General features: G+C 50.7%; 20 protein-coding genes and 1 riboswitch. Of the genes, 10 read left to right on the top strand and 10 right to left on the bottom strand.

The window, feature by feature from the left end; genetic code table 11:
- Positions 1-38: 38 nt before the first annotated feature.
- The 3 genes from rpsP to DSZ37_RS05860 all read left to right on the top strand — a co-directional run bounded on the left by rpsP (position 39) and on the right by DSZ37_RS05860 (position 1,668).
- Positions 39-281, top strand: coding sequence for a 30S ribosomal protein S16 (rpsP, locus tag DSZ37_RS05850; RefSeq protein WP_019679906.1), 243 nt, complete (start codon positions 39-41; stop codon positions 279-281).
- Between the two features lie 75 nt (positions 282-356).
- A complete protein-coding gene (locus DSZ37_RS05855; RefSeq protein WP_019679907.1) occupies positions 357-590 on the top strand; it encodes a KH domain-containing protein in 234 nt (77 codons plus the stop codon).
- Between the two features lie 103 nt (positions 591-693).
- Positions 694-1,668, top strand: coding sequence for a DUF805 domain-containing protein (locus tag DSZ37_RS05860; RefSeq protein ID WP_109726014.1), 975 nt, complete (start codon positions 694-696; stop codon positions 1,666-1,668).
- A gap of 268 nt (positions 1,669-1,936) precedes the next feature.
- Here DSZ37_RS05860 and DSZ37_RS05865 read toward each other — a convergent pair whose 3' ends face one another.
- From DSZ37_RS05865 to DSZ37_RS05880, 4 genes are read right to left on the bottom strand one after another with little or no spacing between them, the layout of a single operon-like run.
- Positions 1,937-2,410 carry an S-ribosylhomocysteine lyase gene (locus tag DSZ37_RS05865; RefSeq protein WP_109726015.1) on the bottom strand — a complete coding sequence of 158 codons (474 nt, stop codon included), beginning with the start codon at positions 2,408-2,410 and terminating at the stop codon, positions 1,937-1,939.
- Positions 2,398-3,267, bottom strand: a complete 870-nt coding sequence (locus DSZ37_RS05870) for an RluA family pseudouridine synthase (protein ID WP_109726016.1) — start codon at positions 3,265-3,267, stop codon at positions 2,398-2,400. The genes DSZ37_RS05865 and DSZ37_RS05870 overlap by 13 nt, the downstream gene beginning before the upstream one ends.
- Positions 3,164-4,033, bottom strand: a complete 870-nt coding sequence (locus tag DSZ37_RS05875) for a hypothetical protein (RefSeq protein ID WP_109726017.1) — start codon at positions 4,031-4,033, stop codon at positions 3,164-3,166. The genes DSZ37_RS05870 and DSZ37_RS05875 overlap by 104 nt, the downstream gene beginning before the upstream one ends.
- 54 nt (positions 4,034-4,087) lie before the next feature.
- Positions 4,088-4,726 (bottom strand): histidine phosphatase family protein, encoded by a 639-nt coding sequence (locus DSZ37_RS05880; protein WP_109726018.1) that lies wholly within the window; start codon positions 4,724-4,726, stop codon positions 4,088-4,090.
- Between the two features lie 237 nt (positions 4,727-4,963).
- Here DSZ37_RS05880 and DSZ37_RS05885 point away from each other — a divergent pair, with 237 nt between their 5' ends.
- From DSZ37_RS05885 to DSZ37_RS05895, 4 genes are all read left to right on the top strand, one after another.
- Positions 4,964-5,680: a helix-turn-helix domain-containing protein gene (locus DSZ37_RS05885; RefSeq protein WP_028521673.1), complete on the top strand. Its 717-nt coding sequence runs from the start codon at positions 4,964-4,966 to the stop codon at positions 5,678-5,680.
- Positions 5,681-5,999: 319 nt separating this feature from the next.
- Entirely contained in the window at positions 6,000-6,146 is a 147-nt protein-coding gene (locus DSZ37_RS17650) for a hypothetical protein (protein WP_164169201.1), read from the top strand.
- A gap of 227 nt (positions 6,147-6,373) precedes the next feature.
- A complete protein-coding gene (locus tag DSZ37_RS05890) occupies positions 6,374-7,750 on the top strand; it encodes a TrpB-like pyridoxal phosphate-dependent enzyme (protein ID WP_109726019.1) in 1,377 nt (458 codons plus the stop codon).
- A 346-nt stretch (positions 7,751-8,096) separates the two neighbouring features.
- On the top strand, positions 8,097-8,831 hold the full coding sequence (locus tag DSZ37_RS05895; protein ID WP_109726020.1) for a hypothetical protein: 735 nt from the start codon (positions 8,097-8,099) through the stop codon (positions 8,829-8,831).
- A gap of 224 nt (positions 8,832-9,055) precedes the next feature.
- On the opposite strand, the gene DSZ37_RS05900 is transcribed toward DSZ37_RS05895, so the two are convergent.
- From DSZ37_RS05900 to hrcA, 6 genes are all read right to left on the bottom strand, one after another.
- Positions 9,056-9,490 (bottom strand): hypothetical protein, encoded by a 435-nt coding sequence (locus DSZ37_RS05900; protein ID WP_109726021.1) that lies wholly within the window; start codon positions 9,488-9,490, stop codon positions 9,056-9,058.
- 51 nt (positions 9,491-9,541) lie between these two features.
- The gene (locus tag DSZ37_RS05905) at positions 9,542-9,943 is read right to left on the bottom strand and encodes a DUF6483 family protein (RefSeq protein ID WP_109726022.1); all 402 of its coding nucleotides are present in this window, start codon (positions 9,941-9,943) and stop codon (positions 9,542-9,544) included.
- Positions 9,944-10,007: 64 nt separating this feature from the next.
- Positions 10,008-11,165: a molecular chaperone DnaJ gene (dnaJ, locus tag DSZ37_RS05910; RefSeq protein WP_109726023.1), complete on the bottom strand. Its 1,158-nt coding sequence runs from the start codon at positions 11,163-11,165 to the stop codon at positions 10,008-10,010.
- Between the two features lie 308 nt (positions 11,166-11,473).
- Complete coding sequence (gene dnaK, locus DSZ37_RS05915; RefSeq protein ID WP_109726024.1) at positions 11,474-13,336, bottom strand: molecular chaperone DnaK; 1,863 nt, start codon at positions 13,334-13,336, stop codon at positions 11,474-11,476.
- A 134-nt stretch (positions 13,337-13,470) separates the two neighbouring features.
- A complete protein-coding gene (gene grpE, locus DSZ37_RS05920) occupies positions 13,471-14,046 on the bottom strand; it encodes a nucleotide exchange factor GrpE (protein WP_109726025.1) in 576 nt (191 codons plus the stop codon).
- A 16-nt stretch (positions 14,047-14,062) separates the two neighbouring features.
- Positions 14,063-15,109 carry a heat-inducible transcriptional repressor HrcA gene (gene hrcA, locus DSZ37_RS05925; RefSeq protein WP_109726026.1) on the bottom strand — a complete coding sequence of 349 codons (1,047 nt, stop codon included), beginning with the start codon at positions 15,107-15,109 and terminating at the stop codon, positions 14,063-14,065.
- Positions 15,110-15,376: 267 nt separating this feature from the next.
- Positions 15,377-15,491, top strand: a riboswitch (THF riboswitch).
- A 69-nt stretch (positions 15,492-15,560) separates the two neighbouring features.
- Between hrcA and DSZ37_RS05930 the strand changes: the two genes are divergently transcribed.
- The 3 genes from DSZ37_RS05930 to DSZ37_RS05940 all read left to right on the top strand — a co-directional run bounded on the left by DSZ37_RS05930 (position 15,561) and on the right by DSZ37_RS05940 (position 19,624).
- Complete coding sequence (locus DSZ37_RS05930; RefSeq protein ID WP_181380256.1) at positions 15,561-16,121, top strand: folate family ECF transporter S component; 561 nt, start codon at positions 15,561-15,563, stop codon at positions 16,119-16,121.
- Positions 16,118-17,398 (top strand): bifunctional folylpolyglutamate synthase/dihydrofolate synthase, encoded by a 1,281-nt coding sequence (locus DSZ37_RS05935; protein ID WP_109726028.1) that lies wholly within the window; start codon positions 16,118-16,120, stop codon positions 17,396-17,398. Before DSZ37_RS05930 ends, DSZ37_RS05935 begins: the two co-directional genes overlap by 4 nt.
- A 456-nt stretch (positions 17,399-17,854) precedes the next feature.
- Positions 17,855-19,624: a M23 family metallopeptidase gene (locus DSZ37_RS05940; RefSeq protein ID WP_109726029.1), complete on the top strand. Its 1,770-nt coding sequence runs from the start codon at positions 17,855-17,857 to the stop codon at positions 19,622-19,624.
- Positions 19,625-19,678 lie beyond the last annotated feature (54 nt).

Consider the following 19,678-nt stretch of genomic DNA (forward strand, 5'->3'; position numbering starts at 1 on the left):
GCATGGAATATATACTTTTTACACGGAGGTGAATTCAAATGGCAGTAAAGATCAGACTGAGAAGAATGGGCGCTAAGAAGGCTCCTTTCTATCGTGTAGTCGTAGCTGATTCAAGATACCCCAGAGACGGTCGTTTCGTTGAGGAGATCGGTTACTATGATCCCACTAAGGAGCCCTCTGTTGTCAAGATCGACGCAGATAAGGCTAAGGACTGGATCGCTAAGGGCGCACAGCCTACTGACACAGTAAAGGCTATCCTCAAGAAAGAGGGAGTTCTTTGAGCTGAAGCTTAATGGAGGAGGAGAGGCGTAAAGGTCTCTGCCTCTGTCCGAAAGCTTATCGGAGGTTTAATACTAATGAAAGATTTACTTTATGCTATCGCAGCAGGCCTCGTAGAAGATAAGTCCGCTATAAATATCACCGAGGACGAGCCCGACGAAGAGGGCGTTATCGTATTCCACCTTAACGTTGCTCCCGACGATATGGGCAGAGTTATCGGTAAGCAGGGCAGGATCGCAAAGGCCCTCCGTACTATCATGCGCGCAGGCGCAGCTAAGAAGGACCAGAAGGTCTCTGTTACGATCGAATAAGCAGAAGCTCCCCGACAGGGAGCTTTTTTGTTTGTATATATATATTGACAAACGGAATTTTTTCTGATAGAATAATATCATTATGATAAAGGGGGTTTTTACCATGAAATGCAAATACTGTAACTATGAAAACAAGATAGGCGACAGATACTGCGAAAACTGCGGAGCTATGCTGGAGGATGCGTCGGGGGCAATGGACGATCTCTTTGCAGCTTCAAAGGCACCTGCAGAGCCGACAACAGATCAGGCACAGCAGGGCGGCGGTGCTCAGCCGAACAACTACGGACAGCCTGACAACTACGGACAGCCGAATAACTACGGTCAGCCAAACAATTATGGTCAGCCAAACAACTACGGTCAGCCTAACAATTATGGTCAGCCGAACAATTACGGTCAGCCTAACAATTACGGTCAGCCGAACAACTACGGACAGCCGAACAATTATGGTCAGCCTAACAATTACGGTCAGCCAAACAATTACGGTCAGCCAAACAACTACGGTCAGCCGAATAACTACGGTCAGCCCTACGGCGCTCCTCCTATCTACGGACTTGATCCGGCATTCTATAATCAGTCGGACGAAAGTCCCAGATATGTAGGCTTCGGAGAGGCTATCAAGCTCTATTTCAAGAACTATGTGAACTTCAAAGGACGCTCTACACGAAGCGAATACTGGTTCGGTTATCTGTTCGTATTTATAGTTGGCTTATGTGTCAATGCAGTCACGGAAATACTGAAAACGACACTTGGCTCTGACGCTTTGGTCATAACAAGTATAATCAGCTTGGCTGAATCAGCTGTGTTCCTCCTGCCCAATCTTTCATCACAGGTAAGAAGGCTCCATGACATCGGCAAATCGGGCTGGTGGGTATTAGGTACTATTCTGATCGCCATTGGCGGTGCAGGCTTTATGATCGCAACAGCTGTTACAGGCAGCAGAGAAGCTGTTGGCGCAGTATTCTGTGCAACATTCATTTTCCTGGTGACCTATGCGATAATAATGATCATTTTCCTTTGCCGTCCAAGCGTGGGACCCAACCAGTGGGGATATCCTGCGATGCCCAAGATCAGATATTAAGGTGATCAGCAAGTCCCGAGGCAGGGACTCTTACAGAAGTTTTTAGCCGTTAGCCCATAGCCATTAGCCGTTAGCCTGATGTAGGGGCGGCGTTCCGCCGCCCGATAATAAAGCGGCGAAGCCGCTTCCTGATGGCTAAAAGCTAAAGGCTAAGGGCTTCGGAATTTAACACCTGCGGTGTTAAATTCCGATTTATATGAGCAGCGTAAATAATGCAATGCCCCTGAGTGCTTTGAAACACTCGGGGGCAAATCTTTTTCGCAATGGTTCAGTTCTTATCGAAGTGCCATGAATAGTCCAGCATCTCCACGGTGTAGTCCTGAAGCTTTTCCAGAAGGGGCACAACGTCCTTCTTTGCGGAAGCAAGGTCGTGCTCGCGGTAGTTTCCGCACTCCACCTCTGTGCATCCGGGGATCTCGTCATTGTAATCCCTGATGAACGTATATGCCTCGCGCACCAGCTTTATTGCGTTTTCGTGGGAAAGTCCCCTTGTCAACAGGTAAAATCCCGTGCGGCAGCCCATGGGTCCCACATAGACGATGTTCTTGCCGAACTCTGAGTTTCTTGCAAATGTTGCAAAAAGGTGCTCAATAGTGTGCATTGAGGGAGTCTCAAGATATACGCCGCCGTTGGGCTTTACCATGCGGACATCGTATGTAACGATATCATCGTCGATACGGGATATGTACATTCCTACGCTGAATTTTGTGTGGTCTACCTGAAAGCTTGCTATCTTTTCCATACTATACCTCCTGTTGGAAACAATGATTTTATATCCTCGGGAAGCTCCGAGGAAACTGTTACGGGCTCGCCTGTCAGCGGATCACTGAAGCTCATCCTGCCGCAGTGCAGAGCCTGTCTTGGTATATCATCACGGAGCCCTCCGTAGAGGTCGTCACCTGCGAGGGGAGCTCCGATATGAGCAAAATGCACCCTTATCTGGTGGGTACGTCCCGTTTCAAGGTCTATCTCCGCAAGAGAGTACCTTTCGCTGCCAAGCAGCTTTCTGTAATGGGTCACGGCACGCTGTCCGTCCTCTCTGACACAGCGCAGGATTATGGACTCCCTCTCCCTTGCTATGGGAGCGTCGATGGTGCCGCTTTCGGGGATATCCCCGTGAACCGCCGCATAGTACACCTTTTTGCAGCAGCCCTGAAGCAGCTTTGCCGCAAGAGCGTCCTTGGCGATCATACACAGTCCCGAGGTGTCGCGGTCCAGCCTGTTCACGGGACGGAATGTCAGCTGCGGATACAGATGTGCGAAATAGTTGCCGAGGGTGTCTCCCTGATGCTTTATGGAGGGATGTACGGGCATACCGCCGGGCTTGTCGAACACCACAAGACTCTCGTTTTCAAAGGCAATTGGCACATTCAGGCTGCTGTTTGGCTCAAGGAAGCTGTCGTCCTCAAGGCTGAGGACGATGACGTCCCCGTTATAGACCGTATCAATGCTGCGGACAGTCTCGCCGTTCCGCGTAATGCCGCCCTCCTGCCGTTTAAGCCTTGTCAGCAGCCGCCTTGACACGCCTTTTCTTCCCACGAGGAATTTTTCCAGTGTCACGGGCTTTTCCGTGTCCACCGTCAGCTCTATCCGTTTCAAGGTATTCGTCCTCCCTGATGAAAATGTCTATACTCAGCGAAAATGCGGTCATAAGTCTCATAAGTGCATATGGCAGTCCCACTATGGTCAGCATCTGAGGCAGATATACTGCTATAAGCCCTGCAAGCACACGTTTTCTGCCCCTCATAAAGCCTATGGAGCGCAATACTATGCGGAAAGCAGTCTGCTGCGGATATCTCACCAGCAGGAACGGCACAGCCGCGAAGCTCAGCTTCACCGACAGCCACATGACAGCGGATAATGCCGCGAAAAACAGGGCATTTGCCGCAAGGAACATCTCCGTACCGCGGAGCCTTCCCCTGAGCAGTTCATACGCCCATGCACCGAAGAATACCACGGGCACCAGTCCAAGGAGTCCTATGACTCTCGTCCAAAGAGCAGCGGAAACGCTGCGTCTGAGGGTGCGCTTGTTGAGCACGATCCGCGAAAACGGCAAGTTTCTTTTATGTGGAAGCTCAGCGGTGATGAGGTAAAGCCTCTGCGCCGCCCCGTACATAAGCGGAGCAGCCGTCAGCCATCTGAGCAGGGTGCATACTCCCGTAACTGAGAGCTGCACAGCGCTGCTGCCGCTGAAAAGCTCTATGGGCATACTGCCGCCGAAATACAGCAAAAGGCTGAACACTGCTGCCTCGGCGAAGCGGAAAAACAGCTCTGCCGCCGCAGGAAGCAGGCATATCATCATAGTCCTTGCCCGTCTGCCCTCCAGCAGCCGCCCCGAATAGCGGATAAGCTCCCTTATCTTCATATCTGCGCCTCCGAAAAAATGGTCTTGCAGATATTATTGACGGTTTTGGCGCGATTATTCGTCCTCCTCCGAGGGAAGCCTGTCATAGGGGCAGTATCCCAGTATCTCGAATGCCTGAGAATTAAGCCACATCTGAGCTGTCACGATTATGTCAAAGCCCATACCGAAGTCGCAGCTCAGCGTCTTTGCGTCATATTTCGGCAGTCCGAAGCAGCTGAGCATATTGGATATGATGCCGCCGTGAGTTATAATGGCGCAGTGGGTCAGCCCGTTTTCCATCATATCGGTTATTACGCTGTGGACAGCCTTATATGTCCTTGCGGTCATCTCCTCAAGGCTCTCGCCCTTGGGCGGACGGGCGTCCTTGCCGCCTCTGAGCCAGTCGTTGTAGTCCTTGCGCTTTGCCAGCTCGTCTATGCTCTTGTTTTCAAATTCGCCGAAATTCAGCTCTCTCAGGTCATCGACGGTGCAGAGCTCCGTATCGGGAAAGAGTATCTCCGCAGTCTCGGTACATCGGCGCAGGGGCGAGGAATATACCCTGTGTACCCTTGGGTAGTCATACTCGTCAGCCTTTGCAGCCAGCTCCGCAGCTCCCTTGTCGGACAGGGGCAGGTCTGTACTGCCGATATAGACGCCTTTTTCGTTTGCCTCCGTCATGCCGTGACGGAGGACGCTTATCCTGTAGCCTTTCATAGTCGTCTCCTTTTATATTGATGTCCTGTGAAACACAGTATGAAGCTTCTCAAACATACAGATAGGATAATTTTGCACAAATTTACTGCTCGTTTTTTTAACTCTTAGTAAAATTCACGAAAAGAGTCAAATTTTTTCTCTAATTCTTTCATACTTCTGCATATTTACAAATTATACGCTTTGTATTATAATATTAGTAAAGGATATTTTTGAATATTGATCGGGAGGTTTACTTCAATGAATTCAGATTTTGCAAGAATTATCACTTTACAGCGTAAGGAAAGACATATAAGCCAGAAGCAGGCTGCCACAGACCTCGGTATATCTCAGGCTCTGCTCTCACACTATGAGAAGGGCATCCGTGAATGCGGACTCAATTTCCTCGTAAAGATAGCAGACTATTATAATGTTTCCTGCGATTACCTGCTGGGAAGAACTCCCGAGCCCGAAGGAAAAACTATCACTATCGAGGATATCCCCGACGACGACGGCAACAACAGCATGAAGATGCCCTCGCCCGAGATAATCAACTTCAACAGAAGGATAATCAACAACTCCATAAGTCTGCTGTTCAGCCTCGCTCAGAAGGCTAACAGCATCACCCTCATCAAGGAGGTATCGTCCTACCTTATGCTCTCGGTGTACAAGCTTTTCCGTATCGTATACAACGCAAATCCCCACAATGACCAGAAGCTCTTCCGCATTCCCAAGGTCATCGCCAACGACAGCGCCAACGCTATCGTATCCATGAGCGAAGCCAATATCAAGGCTGCTTCCAGCGGAATAGCCCTTGACGGCAACGACTGCGTTGACAATTTCGATACCCTCTATGTTACCACAGCTACTCTCCAGAAGGATTTCGCCCAGTACTCATCGTCCCTGCTCAACCTCATAAAGAGGAGCGAGGAGAGTATCTCACGCACCCGTGCAAAGTACAGGAGCGACATCAAGTAAGCTGTACACTTATCTATTATACCACTTTTCCGCTCTGTTGAAAAGTCTTTTTCCGCATTTTATTATACATCTGTCCTATTACGGGTAATAGGCAGGTTTCATAAGGCAAACAACGGTCCTTTCGGGGGCCGTTTATCGTTAATGGCTTAGCCGAAATGGCTCTGCCAATTCCGCGGAGTTTTTTAAGTTTGCACCACTTTCTGCCGCTCGTTGCGCCCGTTTTTCGGCATTTTGGGGAATTTTCGCCGCTGCACTTGACATATCAGGCTGTATATGATATAATTCACCTTAGTAAACCAATGAAGAAGAATAGTAACTCATGTCTCTGCATTTCAGAGAGTCTGCGGCAGGTGAGAGCAGATATGCAGTTCAGAGCGAATGGGCTTCCGAGGGCAAGCTGAAGGTGCAGCGCAGGCGATCAGACAGGACGGAATGTTGCAGCAGCATCAGGACCGACAACGTTTGAACGACAGCAGTTAAAGGCACTGTGTAGGCAAGACGCAGAAAGGTCTGCGTTAACAAAACCACTGTATATATGTACAGATCGAGTGGACGCTGAGCGTCAAGCAGGGTGGCACCGCAGAAGTTTTACAGCTTCTGTCCCGGCAGAATTAATGCTGGGACAGGAGCTTTTTTATATCCCGTCTCGGCATAGTACACACGATCCAAAACTGACAAAAAGGAGAATTTACTATGTCAAACGAGAAAATACCTTACAAAATTTATCTGGAAGAAAACGAGCTTCCCAAGCAGTGGTACAATGTACGCGCTGATATGAAGAAGAAGCCTGCACCCCTCCTCAATCCCGCAACCGGCAAGCCCTGCACAGCAGAGGAGCTCAGCCACGTTTTTTGTGACGAGCTGGTAAAGCAGGAGCTTGACGAGACACATCCCTACATCGACATTCCTCAGGAGATACAGGACTTCTACAAGATGTTCCGTCCCTCTCCTCTGGTAAGAGCTTACTTCCTCGAGAAGAAGCTGGGAACTCCCGCAAAAATATACTACAAGTTCGAGGGCAACAACACCAGCGGAAGCCACAAGCTCAACTCCGCTATCGCTCAGGCTTACTACGCAAAGAAGCAGGGTCTCAAGGGCGTTACCACCGAGACAGGCGCAGGTCAGTGGGGCACAGCTCTCTCAATGGCTTGCTCATACTTCGACCTTGACTGCAACGTATACATGGTAAAGGTAAGCTACGAGCAGAAGCCCTTCCGCCGCGAGGTAATGCGTACCTACGGTGCAAGCGTTACTCCCTCTCCCTCAAATACCACCGAGGTCGGCAGAAAGATACTGGCTGAGTTCCCTGATACAAACGGAAGCCTCGGCTGCGCTATCTCTGAGGCTGTTGAGGCAGCTACCACAAAGGAGGGCTACCGCTATGTTCTCGGAAGCGTGCTTGCTCAGGTTCTTCTCCACCAGTCCATCATAGGTCTGGAAGCAAAGGCTGCTATGGATAAATATGACATCAAGCCCGATATCATCATCGGCTGTGCAGGCGGCGGTTCAAACCTCGGCGGACTCATTTCTCCCTTTATGGGCGAGAAGCTCCGCGGCGAAGCAGACTATCAATTCATCGCAGTTGAGCCTGCATCCTGCCCCAGCCTTACAAGAGGCACATACGCTTATGACTTCTGCGATACGGGCAAGGTTTGCCCCCTCCAGAAGATGTACACACTGGGCAGCGGCTTCATGCCTTCGCCCAACCACGCAGGCGGTCTCCGCTATCACGGCATGAGCGCTATCCTCTCAGAGCTCTACGATCAGGGCCTCATGGAGGCTCGCTCTGTTGAGCAGACAGCTGTATTCGAGGCTGCCGAGATGTTCGCAAGAGTTGAGGGAATCCTTCCTGCTCCCGAGAGCAGCCACGCTATCCGCGCTGCTATCGACGAGGCTCTCAAGTGCAAGGAGACAGGCGAGGAAAAGACTATCCTCTTTGGTCTCACAGGTACAGGCTACTTTGATATGTATGCTTACGGTGCTTACAATGACGGCAAGATGAGCGATTATATCCCCACAGACGAGGAGATCGCAAAGTCCCTCGCAAACCTCCCCAAGATCGAGGGCTGAAAATAAATAAGTGTTCATGAGATAATATATACTGTCCCGAAGCGGCTGAAAAAACTGCTTCGGGACATCGTTTTTACCGGCGCATGGCAGCACTATGCTGCCCGACAGGAGCCGTTCATGGCTATATATACTAAAAAATCCGCTCAGCAGGCTGAAGTTCGGTGATTTTCACTCTTGAAAAAGCCGCGGAAAATGTGTATCATATAAGTAATGTAAACTCAATGACCGCTTTTAGGAGGTTATTGCCCCGAACTTCGCTCGGGGAGCGCAAGTTCTTTATAATTCAAGGAATTTTTGCATGATGTTAAGTACACACCGATCAGATACCCACGAAAGAAGGTTTAACATGAACAAGATATTTGCTTTTTCAATAGCATCAATACTCCTCTGCGGAAGTCTCGCTTCCTGCACGGTGGAAACATACAGCGGCACCTCATCGCGCTCTGCACAGCAGTTCAACATCGAGGTAACACCATATACCGAAGCTCAGCAGCAGGCTACGGAAGCTCCCAAGGCACAGGAAGCTGCCACAACAGCGGCTGCTCCGGAGAACAAAGCGCCCGAGCAGAAGGCACCCGAGATTACAGCTCCCCAGACCACACAGGCTCCTGCTCCTCAGGAAAGCAGTGTTCCTGCCGAATATGTCACAGCTGCAAAGAGCATCATGGTGAACCTAAATGATCTGGATATGATAGACGGCGGCGCTGTCAGCACAGGCGGCGACGTAATAGACGACGGAATGTACAGATATTCCAACGTCACCGACCCCCGTTTCGGCTCTTTGTCGGACGTTCAGACCTATGTTGAGTCAAAGGTCTGCGGCGACCTGCTCTATAAGTACAGCGAGATATACTCGGGCGACGTTCCCATGTTCAAGGAGTTCGACAGCGGACTCTGCTACTTGCAGGGCGGAAGAGGCTGCGGATATAACTTCAAGGGTGAACCGTCCATCAGCAATATAACAGGCGGCTCCTTTACATTTTCCGTCCCTGTGGACTACTTCGGCGATACACAGACCTTTGTCATCGACGCGGTAAACGACGGAGGCTTGTGGAAAGCCTGCTCACTCACCCGTCAGTAAGCATATAATGATTATGCCCCTGAGTGCTTTTTAACACTCAGGGGCTTTGTGTTTATGCCGATAAATCATAATTTAGCTCCGCTAAATTATGATTTAAGCCGTTAGCCCATAGCCATTAGCCGTTAGCCTGATGTAGGGGCGGCGTTCCGCCGCCCGATAATAAAGCGGCGAAGCCGCTTCCTAATGGCTAAAAACTAAAGGCTAAGGGCTTCGTGACTTTTCTTTTACAGAAACGGACGCATATCCGCGGAGAGCCTTTCCTCGGCACTGATTATCCGCTTTGCCATGTTCTTTGAGCGTTCATCGGCTGCCTTGTACTGGTTGAGATAGCGGCTCAGGGACTTTACTCCCATGTTGCAGCCGTCCACCATAAGGTCGGCAGCAGTGCTGTCAGAGCCGTCAACGGTGAGCTTCACATTTGATTTGAGCCATGACATTCCCTTCGCCATTGCGGCAGGCTCCTTGCCCTCGTCGTTATACTCCGCAAGAAGTCCCTGCAGTTCGGCTTTCAGCTCGTCATGCTCCTGAGAGCTGTCCTGAAGCAGCTTTTTTAGCTCGGGGCTGCTGACATAGCCGAGCACATCGCCTATTGAGGATATACCCATTTTCACGCCTGCATCGCACTCCCTGAGCAGTCTTATCGTATCCTGTTCTACCATAAAAAACACCTCCCTTTGCGGATATTATGTCCTCTTGGGGAGGTTTTATACCTATTCGTCGTCATCGCCGCCGTCATTTCCGTCGCCGAAATAGAGGTTCGTCATCTGCTGCATACCGTATTTTTCTGCAAATCTCTCGAAGGCTTCCCTTGCCTTGACCCAGCTGTAGCCTGCGGCGATAAGGGCAGCGTCGCTGATGTCGCTGAGTTCATCGTAAAAGGCAAGACCGATCACCAGATTCTCCTTGGTGTTGTTGTCGGTGAGCCTGTCTACTTCCTCAACGGCTTCCTTTATCTCGCCGTTTCTCAGCTTTTCTATGAGGGTGTAAGCCTTCTGGTTGTTCACTTCCTGAAGCATAGCGAAGGACTGGTCCACCTTTGCGTCCAGCAGCACCTTTGCCATAACGGCAGTAATTTCCTTTATCTGGCGCATGATATAGTCCTGTTCATACATAGTTCTGCCTCCTTTCGGTATAAAAACAGACCTGCAACTATATGCAGCAGGTCTGTATCATTTATCAAAGATCCAGCTTTGAGCGGAGCTTCTCGAAGAAGCTCTGGCGCTTTGCGTAATTCTTTTCCGAGAGCGAAGCCTCGAACTGCTTCAGCAGGTCTTTCTGCTTCTTGGTAAGGTTTTTGGGGACCTCAACGTATATCTTTACATACTGATTTCCGCGGTCTGTGCGGTGGAGTCTCTGTACTCCCTTGCCCTTGAGGCGGAAGATAGTGCCTGTCTGGGTTCCTTCGCTGATGGTGTACTTCACATCACCGTCGATAGTGGGGACGGTTATTTCCGCGCCGAGAACGGCTTCCATATAAGTAACAGGGATATCGCAGTGTATGTCGTAGCCCTCGCGCTTGAAAATGGGGTGGGACTTTACGTTGATACCCACGAGGAGGTCTCCGTTTGGACCGCCGTTGATACCGCAGTCGCCCTGACCGCCGATACGCAGTGTCTGTCCGTCATCGATACCTGCGGGGATGTCGATGGAAACGGTCTTCTGGACTCTTACTCTGCCAACGCCGCGGCACTTTGAGCAGGGGTTCTTGATTATCTTACCCTTGCCTCCGCAGTGGGGACATGGCTTTGATGAGGAAATAGCACCAAAGGGAGTGCGCTGTGTGGTCTTTACCGAGCCTCTGCCCTGACAGTCGGGACAGATATCGGGTGTTGAGCCTGCCTCTGCGCCCGAGCCCTTACAGGAGTCACAGACACACATACGGTTGACTCTCAGGTCGTGCTTCTTGCCTCTGCAGGCGTCCATGAAGTTGATGGTGACGGTCTCCTGAATGTCCGAGCCTCTCCTCGGAGCGTTTGCGCTTGAGCGCTTTGAGCCGCCGCCGAAGCCGAATCCGCCGAAGATGCTGCCGAGGATATCGTCCATATCGGCAAAGCCGCCGAAGCCGCCCATGCCGTCAGCGCCGCCAGCGCCGCCGCCGTAGCTGGGATCAACGCCTGCATGGCCGAACTGGTCATATCTTGCACGCTTTTCGGGGTCTGAAAGCACCTCATGAGCCTCGTTTATCTCCTGAAACTTCTCTACATAAGAGGGATCGTCGGGATGGAGGTCGGGGTGGTTCTCTCTTGCCTTTTTACGGAAGGCTTTTTTTATCTCGTCCTCGGAAGCCCCCTTCTGGAGACCGAGGACCTCGTAATAATCTCTTTTTTCTGCCATATATCTATTCTCCGTTCTTCCGCTGTCCGGCGGAAAGTTTTTGTAGGGGACGGCGTCCTCGACGTCCCGTTCCGGAATCATTACTGATCCATATAACATGGGCTGTCGGGGACGCCAGCCCCTACAAACAGGAATACGGATCTAATTTGTTTATATATACACCTTTAGGGCGGGCGGAGAGCCTCCGCTCCCTTTTTCGCGTCATAATACTATCATAACGGTAATATTTTTCCGCGCGGCATATTCTTATATACACCTTTAGGGCGAAGTATATCTCCGCCCTTTGTATGGTGTCATTTTATCGGTTATCAGACCTCTGTGAAGTCTGCGTCAACTACTCCGTCGTCGTTTCCGCCCTGAGCGCCTGCATCAGCAGCACCGCCCATGTTAGCGAACTGTGAAGGATCGATGCCCTGAGCACCGCCGTTGGGAGCTGCCTGCTGGTAGATCTTTGCAGAGAGGTCATAGAATGCCTTCTGGAGGTCTTCCTTCAGGTTCTTGATCTCGTCAGCGTTGTCAGCAGCGATAGCAGACTTGAGAGCTGAGCACTTAGACTCGATATTTGACTTCTCGTCAGCAGATACCTTGTCGCCGAAGTCTGTGAGAGCCTTCTCGCACTGGAATACAAGGTTCTCAGCCTCGTTCTTGTTGTCAACTGCCTCACGGCGCTTCTTATCCTCAGCAGCGTACTGCTCGGCTTCCTTTACAGCCTTGTCGATATCTTCCTTGGACATATTTGTGGAAGCTGTGATGGAGATGTTCTGCTCCTTGCCTGTGCCGAGATCCTTAGCGGATACATGAACGATACCGTTCTGGTCGATATCGAATGTTACCTCGATCTGGGGGATTCCTCTGGGAGCGGGAGCGATACCGTCGAGACGGAATGTACCCAGCTGCTTGTTGTCGCGAGCGAACTCACGCTCACCCTGAAGTACGTTGATATCAACAGCAGGCTGATTGTCTGCATATGTTGAGAATACCTGTGACTTCTTTGTAGGGATAGTTGTATTTCTCTCGATCATTCTTGTGCATACGCCGCCTGCTGTCTCGATACCCAGTGAAAGGGGAGTTACATCGAGGAGGAGGAGTCCGTTCTTGACGTCGCCGCCGAGAACGCCGCCCTGGTATGCAGCACCGAGAGCTACGCACTCATCGGGGTTGATGCCCTTGAAAGGCTCCTTGCCGATAAGCTTCTTTACAGCTTCCTGAACAGCGGGGATTCTTGAAGAACCGCCGACCATGAGGACCTTGTTGATCTCTGAGATGTTGAGACCGCTGTCGCTGAGAGCCTGTCTTACAGGTCCCATAGTAGCCTCTACGAGGTCTGCTGTGAGCTCGTTGAACTTAGCCTGTGTAAGAGTAAGGTCAAGGTGCTTGGGGGTGCCTGTTGCATCAACAGTGATGAAGGGGATGTTGATATTTGATGTTGTTGTGGAAGAAAGCTCGATCTTGGACTTCTCAGCTGCGTCCTTGAGTCTCTGTGCAGCCATCTTGTCCTGTGAAAGGTCGATGCCCTCAGTCTTCTTGAATTCATCAACGATCCAGTTGATTATACGCTGGTCGAAGTCGTCGCCGCCGAGACGGTTGTTACCTGCTGTTGCAAGAACCTGCTGAACGTCCTCGCCCATTTCGATGATGGAAACATCGAATGTACCGCCGCCGAGGTCGTAAACCATAACGGTCTGCTCCTCTTCCTTGTCGATACCGTAGGAGAGAGCTGCGGCTGTAGGCTCGTTGATGATACGCTTAACGGTAAGACCTGCGATCTGACCTGCGTCCTTTGTAGCCTGTCTCTGTGAGTCTGTGAAGTAAGCAGGAACTGTGATAACAGCCTCTGTTACAGGCTCGCCGAGGTAAGCCTCTGCGTCAGCCTTCAGCTTCTGAAGGATCATAGCTGAGATCTCCTGAGGAGTGTAGTTCTTGCCGTCGATGCTTACTTTATAATCAGAACCCATGTGTCTCTTGATGGAAGAAACTGTTCTGTCGTGGTTTGTGATAGCCTGTCTCTTAGCCACCTGACCTACGAGACGCTCGCCGTTGTTTGTGAAAGCAACAACGGAAGGAGTTGTTCTTGCGCCTTCGCTGTTGGGGATAACTACAGCGTTACCACCCTCCATAACTGCTACGCAAGAGTTAGTTGTACCAAGATCGATACCAATGATTTTTCCCATAATAAATTCCTCCTGATCTATAAGCCATCAGCCGTGAGCCTTCAGCCCTTAGCCGATGGTGTCCGCTTTGCGGACAGATTTGATTGTTCTTATTGATGTTATTTCCGGAACGCCGGGGCGGCGTCCCTGCAAGACTAAATTGCCACTGCCACCATAGCGGGGCGTACCAGCTTGTCGCCGAGCATATAGCCCTTCTGGAAGACCGCACAGACATGGTTGCTTGCATAGTCGGTGCCGTCCTGCTGCTGGATAGCGTTGTGTACGTTGGGGTCGAATTCCGCGCCGAGAGCTTCTATCTCTGTCACGTTCATCTGCGTCAGGAAGGCGGTGAGCTGGTTGTAAATCATGCTCATGCCGTTCTTGAAGTTCTCATCGGAACACTCTGCCTCAAGAGATCTCTCAAAGCTGTCCAGTACGGGGAGGAGCTTCTCCACGCACTTTACGGAAGCGTTCTGATAGGTCTCTGTCTTTTCCTTGGCAGTCCTCTTGCGGTAGTTGTCATACTCTGCAAAGAGCCTCAGGTACTTGTCGTTAGCCTCTGCCAGTGCGTCCTCAAGGTCTGAGAACTGAGTTGCGGTATCATTGTACTCGCTGACCGCGTCGGCTTCTTCAAGCTCGTCTGTATTTTCATCCTCGGGAGCCTCTGCGGTATCGCCTGCAAGCTCTGCCTGATCTTCCAGCTCCTCTGAGATATTCTCATTTTTTTCCATCGGTCATTGCTCCTTTCTACGGCTCCTGCATATTGTCGGGAGCGTTTATGATGTCATCATCGCCGCTGTCCATCAGCGAGGATATCCTCTGCGTCAGGTATTCGACGTATGGAATGATCTTTTTGTAATCCACTCTCATGGGACCTATGACTCCCAGAGAGCCTGCCTCCTTGCCGTCCTTGCGGTACTTGGAGACGATAAGGCTTGAATTTCCGATAGCGAAGCTGTCATTCTCCGCCCCGAATTTCACCTGTATGCCGCTGAATGCGTTTTCAAGGAGCTCCGAGAGACCGTCCTTGTGTTCTATGAACTTGACGACCTCCATTTTGTCCAGCTCATCGCAGGACAGGAGCTTTTCGCTTCCGCTGACTGTCAGCTCCTGCTGACGAAGGTCCTCGGAGAGCTCGCATATGCCCTTTACAAGGGGTGAAAGCGATACCATGTAGGCGCTTACTGCGGCGACCATATTGTCCATCATCTCCTCGGAGAGCTCATTTACGGAGACTCCGCTGAGATTTTCCTCTATATAATGTGTAAAGAAATCGAGCTGTTCATGGCTGAGGTCGAATTCGAGTCTGCAAGCCTTGTTCTTGATGTTTCCGCTGGAGGTTATGAGCAGGATAACGTAGAGACGCTTTCCTGTGGGGATAACTTCTACCTTTGATATGACCGAGAACCTCGGAACAGCGTTTGTGACAACTGCGGCACAGTGAGTGATCTCCGTGAGAGCCGTAGCGGCGTTCTGCACAAGGAGCTCCTCGGGGGTATCCTTATCGCCCAGCATATCATCGATCATTTTCTTTTCCTCCTCGGGAATGTCGTGAGGAGTCATGAGCTTGTCGATGTAGAGGCGGTAGCCCTTGAAGGTAGGAACTCGTCCTGCCGAGGTATGGGGCTGTTCAAGGTAACCCAGCTGTTCGAGAGCCGCCATATCGTTTCGGATAGTAGCGGAGGAAACATTGATATTTTCCAGCTTCGAGATCGACTTCGAGCCGACGGGTTCACCCGTCCTGACATATTCGTCAACCACGGCAGCGAGTATCTTCAGTTTTCTTTCGTCCACGATACTCCCTCCCTTTATCGATCTGTCTACTGACCTCGTTAGCACTCTAACTCTCCGAGTGCTAACTATAATTTATCACTATTGTGAGGTTTTGTCAAGGGTTTTATACATTTTCGGCTTTTTTACCTAAAATAACCACGAGCTGACTATCATTTAGAGCATTTTGACAAATAGCGGAACAAGCCGTGTTTTCGTGCTTCAGCCTATTGACAAAGGCGTTTTTTCATCGTATAATAATAGTGCAGTAAAGGCACTGCAAAAATCATTTGAAGAGTAAAAATGTGTTCGTTATACCACAAGGTATTCCAGTGTTGACCGAACGGGGAGTTGTCGGTCAAACGAAAAGCTCAGGCTTACGGTTCACATTTTGCATCCCGCTTCATAGGACAACTAAAAAAGAAACAGAACCTTCTTTTCTTGTCGTATGAGTGAGGAAAAGGAGGTTATTTTTATGACTACAAACAACAAAGGCGCAGCAGTAAAGTCTGATATCAGACTTTTCGGAAGCACAAAGGTACTGGTGCTGGCAGCACTTCTCATTGCTATCAGCGTTGTGGGAAAATCACTGAGAGTTGACATCTTCAGCGTTATCCGCATCAGCGCCGAGACACTGCCTATTCTTATGGCAGGCATCTTCTTCGGACCCTTTATCGGTGCCGCAGTCGGCGCAGGCGCAGACCTTATCGGATGTCTTGTAACAGGCATGACTCCTGCGCCCATGATAACCCTCGGTGCAGCGGCAACAGGCTTTATGGCAGGACTTGTATACAATAATGTATTCAAGAACAAGACTCTCCCCAGAATAGCTCTGTCGGTCATCATCGCAAGACTTGTGGGCTCTGTGCTCATCACCACAACAAGTCTGTATTTCCTCTTCCCTGCAATGAGACCACAGCTCATCTGGAGACCTGTGACAAGTCTGGTAATGGCTGTTATCGAGATCAGAATAATCTATATGCTCATGAGCAACAAGGCATTTGCGGCTCAGCTTGAAAAAATAAGAAAGAAATGAACTACACAGAAGCGCTTGAGTACATGAAAAAGGCTGCCGAAAGAGGCAGCGTTCTGGGACTTTCCCGTGTTACCGAGCTTCTTCACATCATGGGAGACCCACAGGACAGGGTAAGGACTGTCCATATCTCGGGCACCAACGGAAAGGGCTCCTTCGGGGCTATGCTGACGGCTGTGCTGAAAAGCGCAGGATATAAGGTGGGGGGATTTTCTTCCCCTGCCATCACATCTGTCACAGACAGCTTCCGTATCGGCGGTGAGGAGATATCACAGCAGGATTTTGCCGACCTTATCGGCGATATAGCTCCCATATGCGAGAGCATGGAGGAAAAGCCCACGGAGTTCGAGGTGCTGACGGCGGCAGCCTTTGAGCTGTTCGTGCGCCGCGGCTGTGAAATAGCCGTAGTCGAATGCGGCATGGGCGGCGACCTTGACTCCACCAACGTCATAAAGGCTCCCGTGCTTTCGGTCATCACAAACATACAGAAAGACCACAGCGCCTTTCTCGGCGATACCGTGGCGGAGATAGCCTCCCACAAGGCAGGCATCATCAAGCAGGGCAGACCTGTTTACTTCGGCGGCGACAGCGAGGAAGCCTATGAGATCATCGCCGACAGGGCAAAAGCTATGGGTGCGGAGCTGTTCCTGCCCGATTATTCGCGTTTCTCATGGAGCGAGGACTGCTGCACCACCGACGGTGCGGACATAGTTTTCGAGGGTGAAAAGCTGCACATACCACTTCTCGGCACATATCAGTTCATCAACGCTGTGAACGTGCTGAGCTGCGTGGAGATACTCAGGCATCAGGGACTCAGTATTCCGCCTGACGCTGTAAAGAGCGGTCTTGCAGAGGTTAAATGGCACGGACGCTTTGAGGTGCTGTGCAGGGAGCCGCTCATCATATACGACGGCGCTCACAATCCCGATGGCATACGCTGTGCAGCGGACAGTATACGCTTGTATTTCGAGGATAAAAAGGTGGCGCTCCTCATCGGCGTAATGGCGGACAAGGAGTACAGCCTCTATGCGGATATGCTGGGAGAGCTGGCAGTGAGAGCATTTGCGGTAAAGCCCGATAATCCCCGTTCACTTGACAGCGAAAAGCTTGCGGAGGCTCTTACGGAGCGCGGACTTCCCACCACAGCCTTTGCCGACCTCAGCGAGGGAGCTGCGGCGGCTTACAGCTATGCAGCCGAGAATAATATCCCGCTCATAGTGCTGGGATCGCTGTATATGTACAGAGAGTTCACGGAGGCTCTCGGAAAGATCATAGGATAAAGATGTCTCTTAGTATAAGATAGGGACTGATAAAAAAGTTTTAAGCCATAGTATTTCTGATGTGTGATCGGAAGTACTATGGCTTTTCGTTGACGTTTTGTGTGCTTTGTTCCGATTTAAGCCGCTTCCTGATGGCTAAAGGCTAAGGGCTTCAAAATTTAACTCCTCGCACTTGCTATTATAAAAATTTTATGTTATAAGCGGGGAGCCCCCGCCCCCTTTTTCGCAGCGAAGTATCATAAAACGGCAACTTTAATACCGCGCCTCTTGCTATTATCAAACTTTTATGTTATAAGCGGGGAGCCCCCGCCCCCTTTTTCGCGGCGAAGTATCATAAAACGGCAACTTTAATACCGCGCCTCTTGCTATTATCAAACTTTTATGTTATAATAATAAGTAATGTTCTTTGGCGAAAGCCGGGAGCATATATTATCATGAATGAAAGGAGCTGTTGTCATGGATACGGAAAATCGGGACTTTTCCGCGAAAACAGGTGATATAGTCCCTGCTGCCGACGGTTGTAAGCTGAACTTCTTCGCAAGAGTGGGTCACTTCTCCGTAAAGGTAGGAGCTGCCCTGCTTCTGGGACTTGTAAAGGGCGTTAAGCTCATACTCTCAGAGCTGCTTGAGCTTGCCGTATCGCTGCTGAAGGTGCTCCTTTGGATACTCAGGGAGCTGACTTCTCCGCTGAGGAACCGCTTCAATATAAATAAGGATATGCAGAAAAAGGTAATGAAGGCAAAGAAAGCAGGCAAGTCCGAGTACAACAAGGCACTGTTTCAGTTCTGGTTCTCATACCTTTTCGGCGAGGACGGCGTTTTCTATACCGCCTTCAACTATATCCTGCCTGTGGTCTCCATAGCCTTTCTAATAGGCATTATCCGCTACGGCTCCGGACTTGAATACGGTCTCAGCGTGGAGTACAACGGCAGGGAGATAGGCATTATAACCGCCGAGGCAGACTTTGAGGCTGCCGAACGCGAGGTTCAGCAGAGAATTGCATACGCAGACAGCGACGAGACCATAGACCTCTCCGCGAAGTATTCGCTGCGTATCATAAACGAGAACGACAAGGTGGTCTCATCGTCACAGCTGGCAAACGAGATGCTCGCTGCTTCCGATGAGGCTCTCACAGAGGCTTTCGGCATCTACATCGACGGCAAGTTCATAGGCGCTGTAACGGATAAGGAGCCCGTTCAGGACGCCCTTAACGAGAGGATACTCAACTACCGCGTGGACGGTGTGGTAAAGGATATATCATACAAGAACAACATCGAGTACTCCCACGGTATCTACCTTGCAAGCAGCGTTATGGACACCAAGGCTGCCATAGACCTGCTTACCTCCTCAAAGGAGAAGAAGGCGGTATATGTAGCTCAGAAGGGCGATACTGCTGTTACCATCGCCATGAAATACAACATGGACCTCAACAAGCTGGAGGAGCTGAATGAGGGCATAATCAAGAAGTGCAGCAAGGGCATGATAGTCAACGTCATCGAGACCGAGAGCTATCTTCCCATACAGTACGTCCGCGAAATGGACCCCGTTACCTTCCTCGACTATGAGACCGTGGAGGTAGAGACCAGCTCCCTTAACGTTGGCGTGAGAGACACTCTTGTAGTGGGCAGGCGAGGCGAAAAGACCAGCCATGTGGAAATAACCTACGTTGACGGCAAGGAGTACTCGCGAAAGACCATAAGCAGCAAGATAACCAAGGAGCCTGTGGTCGAGAAGATAGGCATAGGTATCTATGCCGCAAGACCTGACAGTCCCGATACTGTACTTACGGGCTCGGGCGAGTTCGGCTGGCCGGTTGACGGCGGCTGGGTAAGCGACGGCTTCGGCGGCGAGAGAAACCACAAGGGTATGGATATCGCAGCTTCAACCGGCACGGAGATATATGCTGCTGCCGACGGAGAGGTAGTCTCCGCAGGCTGGAACACAGGCGGCTACGGCTACTTTGTACAGATAGGCCATACAGACGAATACCAGACCGTTTACGGTCATATGAGCGAGGTGCTGGTGGACGAGGGACAATATGTCTCTCGCGGACAGCTCATCGGACTTGTGGGCAACACGGGTAATTCCTTCGGCTCACACTGCCACTTCGAGGTAAGGCATCTGGGAATTTGTCTTGACCCGGCACTTTTCCTCAACACTACCGAAAGCTTCAATACAGAGGCTGACAAGAAGAAGGAAGATGACAAGAAAAAGGATAAAAACTGACATGAATAAAGCCCCGAGGCGTTTCAAAGCGCTTCGGGGCTTCTTATTCGTCTG

The sequence above is a fragment of the Ruminococcus flavefaciens genome, assembly GCF_900116855.1.
GTDB classification, from domain to species: domain Bacteria; phylum Bacillota; class Clostridia; order Oscillospirales; family Ruminococcaceae; genus Ruminococcus; species Ruminococcus flavefaciens_R.

What these genes read in the sequence shown, in the direction of transcription:
- rpsP (WP_019679906.1), top strand. Translation starts at nt 39, where the DNA reads ATGGCAGTAAAGATCAGACTGAGAAGAATGGGCGCTAAGAAGGCTCCT.
- DSZ37_RS05855 (WP_019679907.1), top strand. Translation starts at nt 357, where the DNA reads ATGAAAGATTTACTTTATGCTATCGCAGCAGGCCTCGTAGAAGATAAG.
- DSZ37_RS05860 (WP_109726014.1), top strand. Translation starts at nt 694, where the DNA reads ATGAAATGCAAATACTGTAACTATGAAAACAAGATAGGCGACAGATAC.
- DSZ37_RS05865 (WP_109726015.1), bottom strand. Translation starts at nt 2,410, where the DNA reads ATGGAAAAGATAGCAAGCTTTCAGGTAGACCACACAAAATTCAGCGTA.
- DSZ37_RS05875 (WP_109726017.1), bottom strand. Translation starts at nt 4,033, where the DNA reads ATGAAGATAAGGGAGCTTATCCGCTATTCGGGGCGGCTGCTGGAGGGC.
- DSZ37_RS05880 (WP_109726018.1), bottom strand. Translation starts at nt 4,726, where the DNA reads ATGAAAGGCTACAGGATAAGCGTCCTCCGTCACGGCATGACGGAGGCA.
- DSZ37_RS05885 (WP_028521673.1), top strand. Translation starts at nt 4,964, where the DNA reads ATGAATTCAGATTTTGCAAGAATTATCACTTTACAGCGTAAGGAAAGA.
- DSZ37_RS17650 (WP_164169201.1), top strand. Translation starts at nt 6,000, where the DNA reads ATGTCTCTGCATTTCAGAGAGTCTGCGGCAGGTGAGAGCAGATATGCA.
- DSZ37_RS05890 (WP_109726019.1), top strand. Translation starts at nt 6,374, where the DNA reads ATGTCAAACGAGAAAATACCTTACAAAATTTATCTGGAAGAAAACGAG.
- DSZ37_RS05895 (WP_109726020.1), top strand. Translation starts at nt 8,097, where the DNA reads ATGAACAAGATATTTGCTTTTTCAATAGCATCAATACTCCTCTGCGGA.
- DSZ37_RS05900 (WP_109726021.1), bottom strand. Translation starts at nt 9,490, where the DNA reads ATGGTAGAACAGGATACGATAAGACTGCTCAGGGAGTGCGATGCAGGC.
- DSZ37_RS05905 (WP_109726022.1), bottom strand. Translation starts at nt 9,943, where the DNA reads ATGTATGAACAGGACTATATCATGCGCCAGATAAAGGAAATTACTGCC.
- dnaJ (WP_109726023.1), bottom strand. Translation starts at nt 11,165, where the DNA reads ATGGCAGAAAAAAGAGATTATTACGAGGTCCTCGGTCTCCAGAAGGGG.
- dnaK (WP_109726024.1), bottom strand. Translation starts at nt 13,336, where the DNA reads ATGGGAAAAATCATTGGTATCGATCTTGGTACAACTAACTCTTGCGTA.
- grpE (WP_109726025.1), bottom strand. Translation starts at nt 14,046, where the DNA reads ATGGAAAAAAATGAGAATATCTCAGAGGAGCTGGAAGATCAGGCAGAG.
- DSZ37_RS05930 (WP_181380256.1), top strand. Translation starts at nt 15,561, where the DNA reads ATGACTACAAACAACAAAGGCGCAGCAGTAAAGTCTGATATCAGACTT.
- DSZ37_RS05935 (WP_109726028.1), top strand. Translation starts at nt 16,118, where the DNA reads ATGAACTACACAGAAGCGCTTGAGTACATGAAAAAGGCTGCCGAAAGA.
- DSZ37_RS05940 (WP_109726029.1), top strand. Translation starts at nt 17,855, where the DNA reads ATGGATACGGAAAATCGGGACTTTTCCGCGAAAACAGGTGATATAGTC.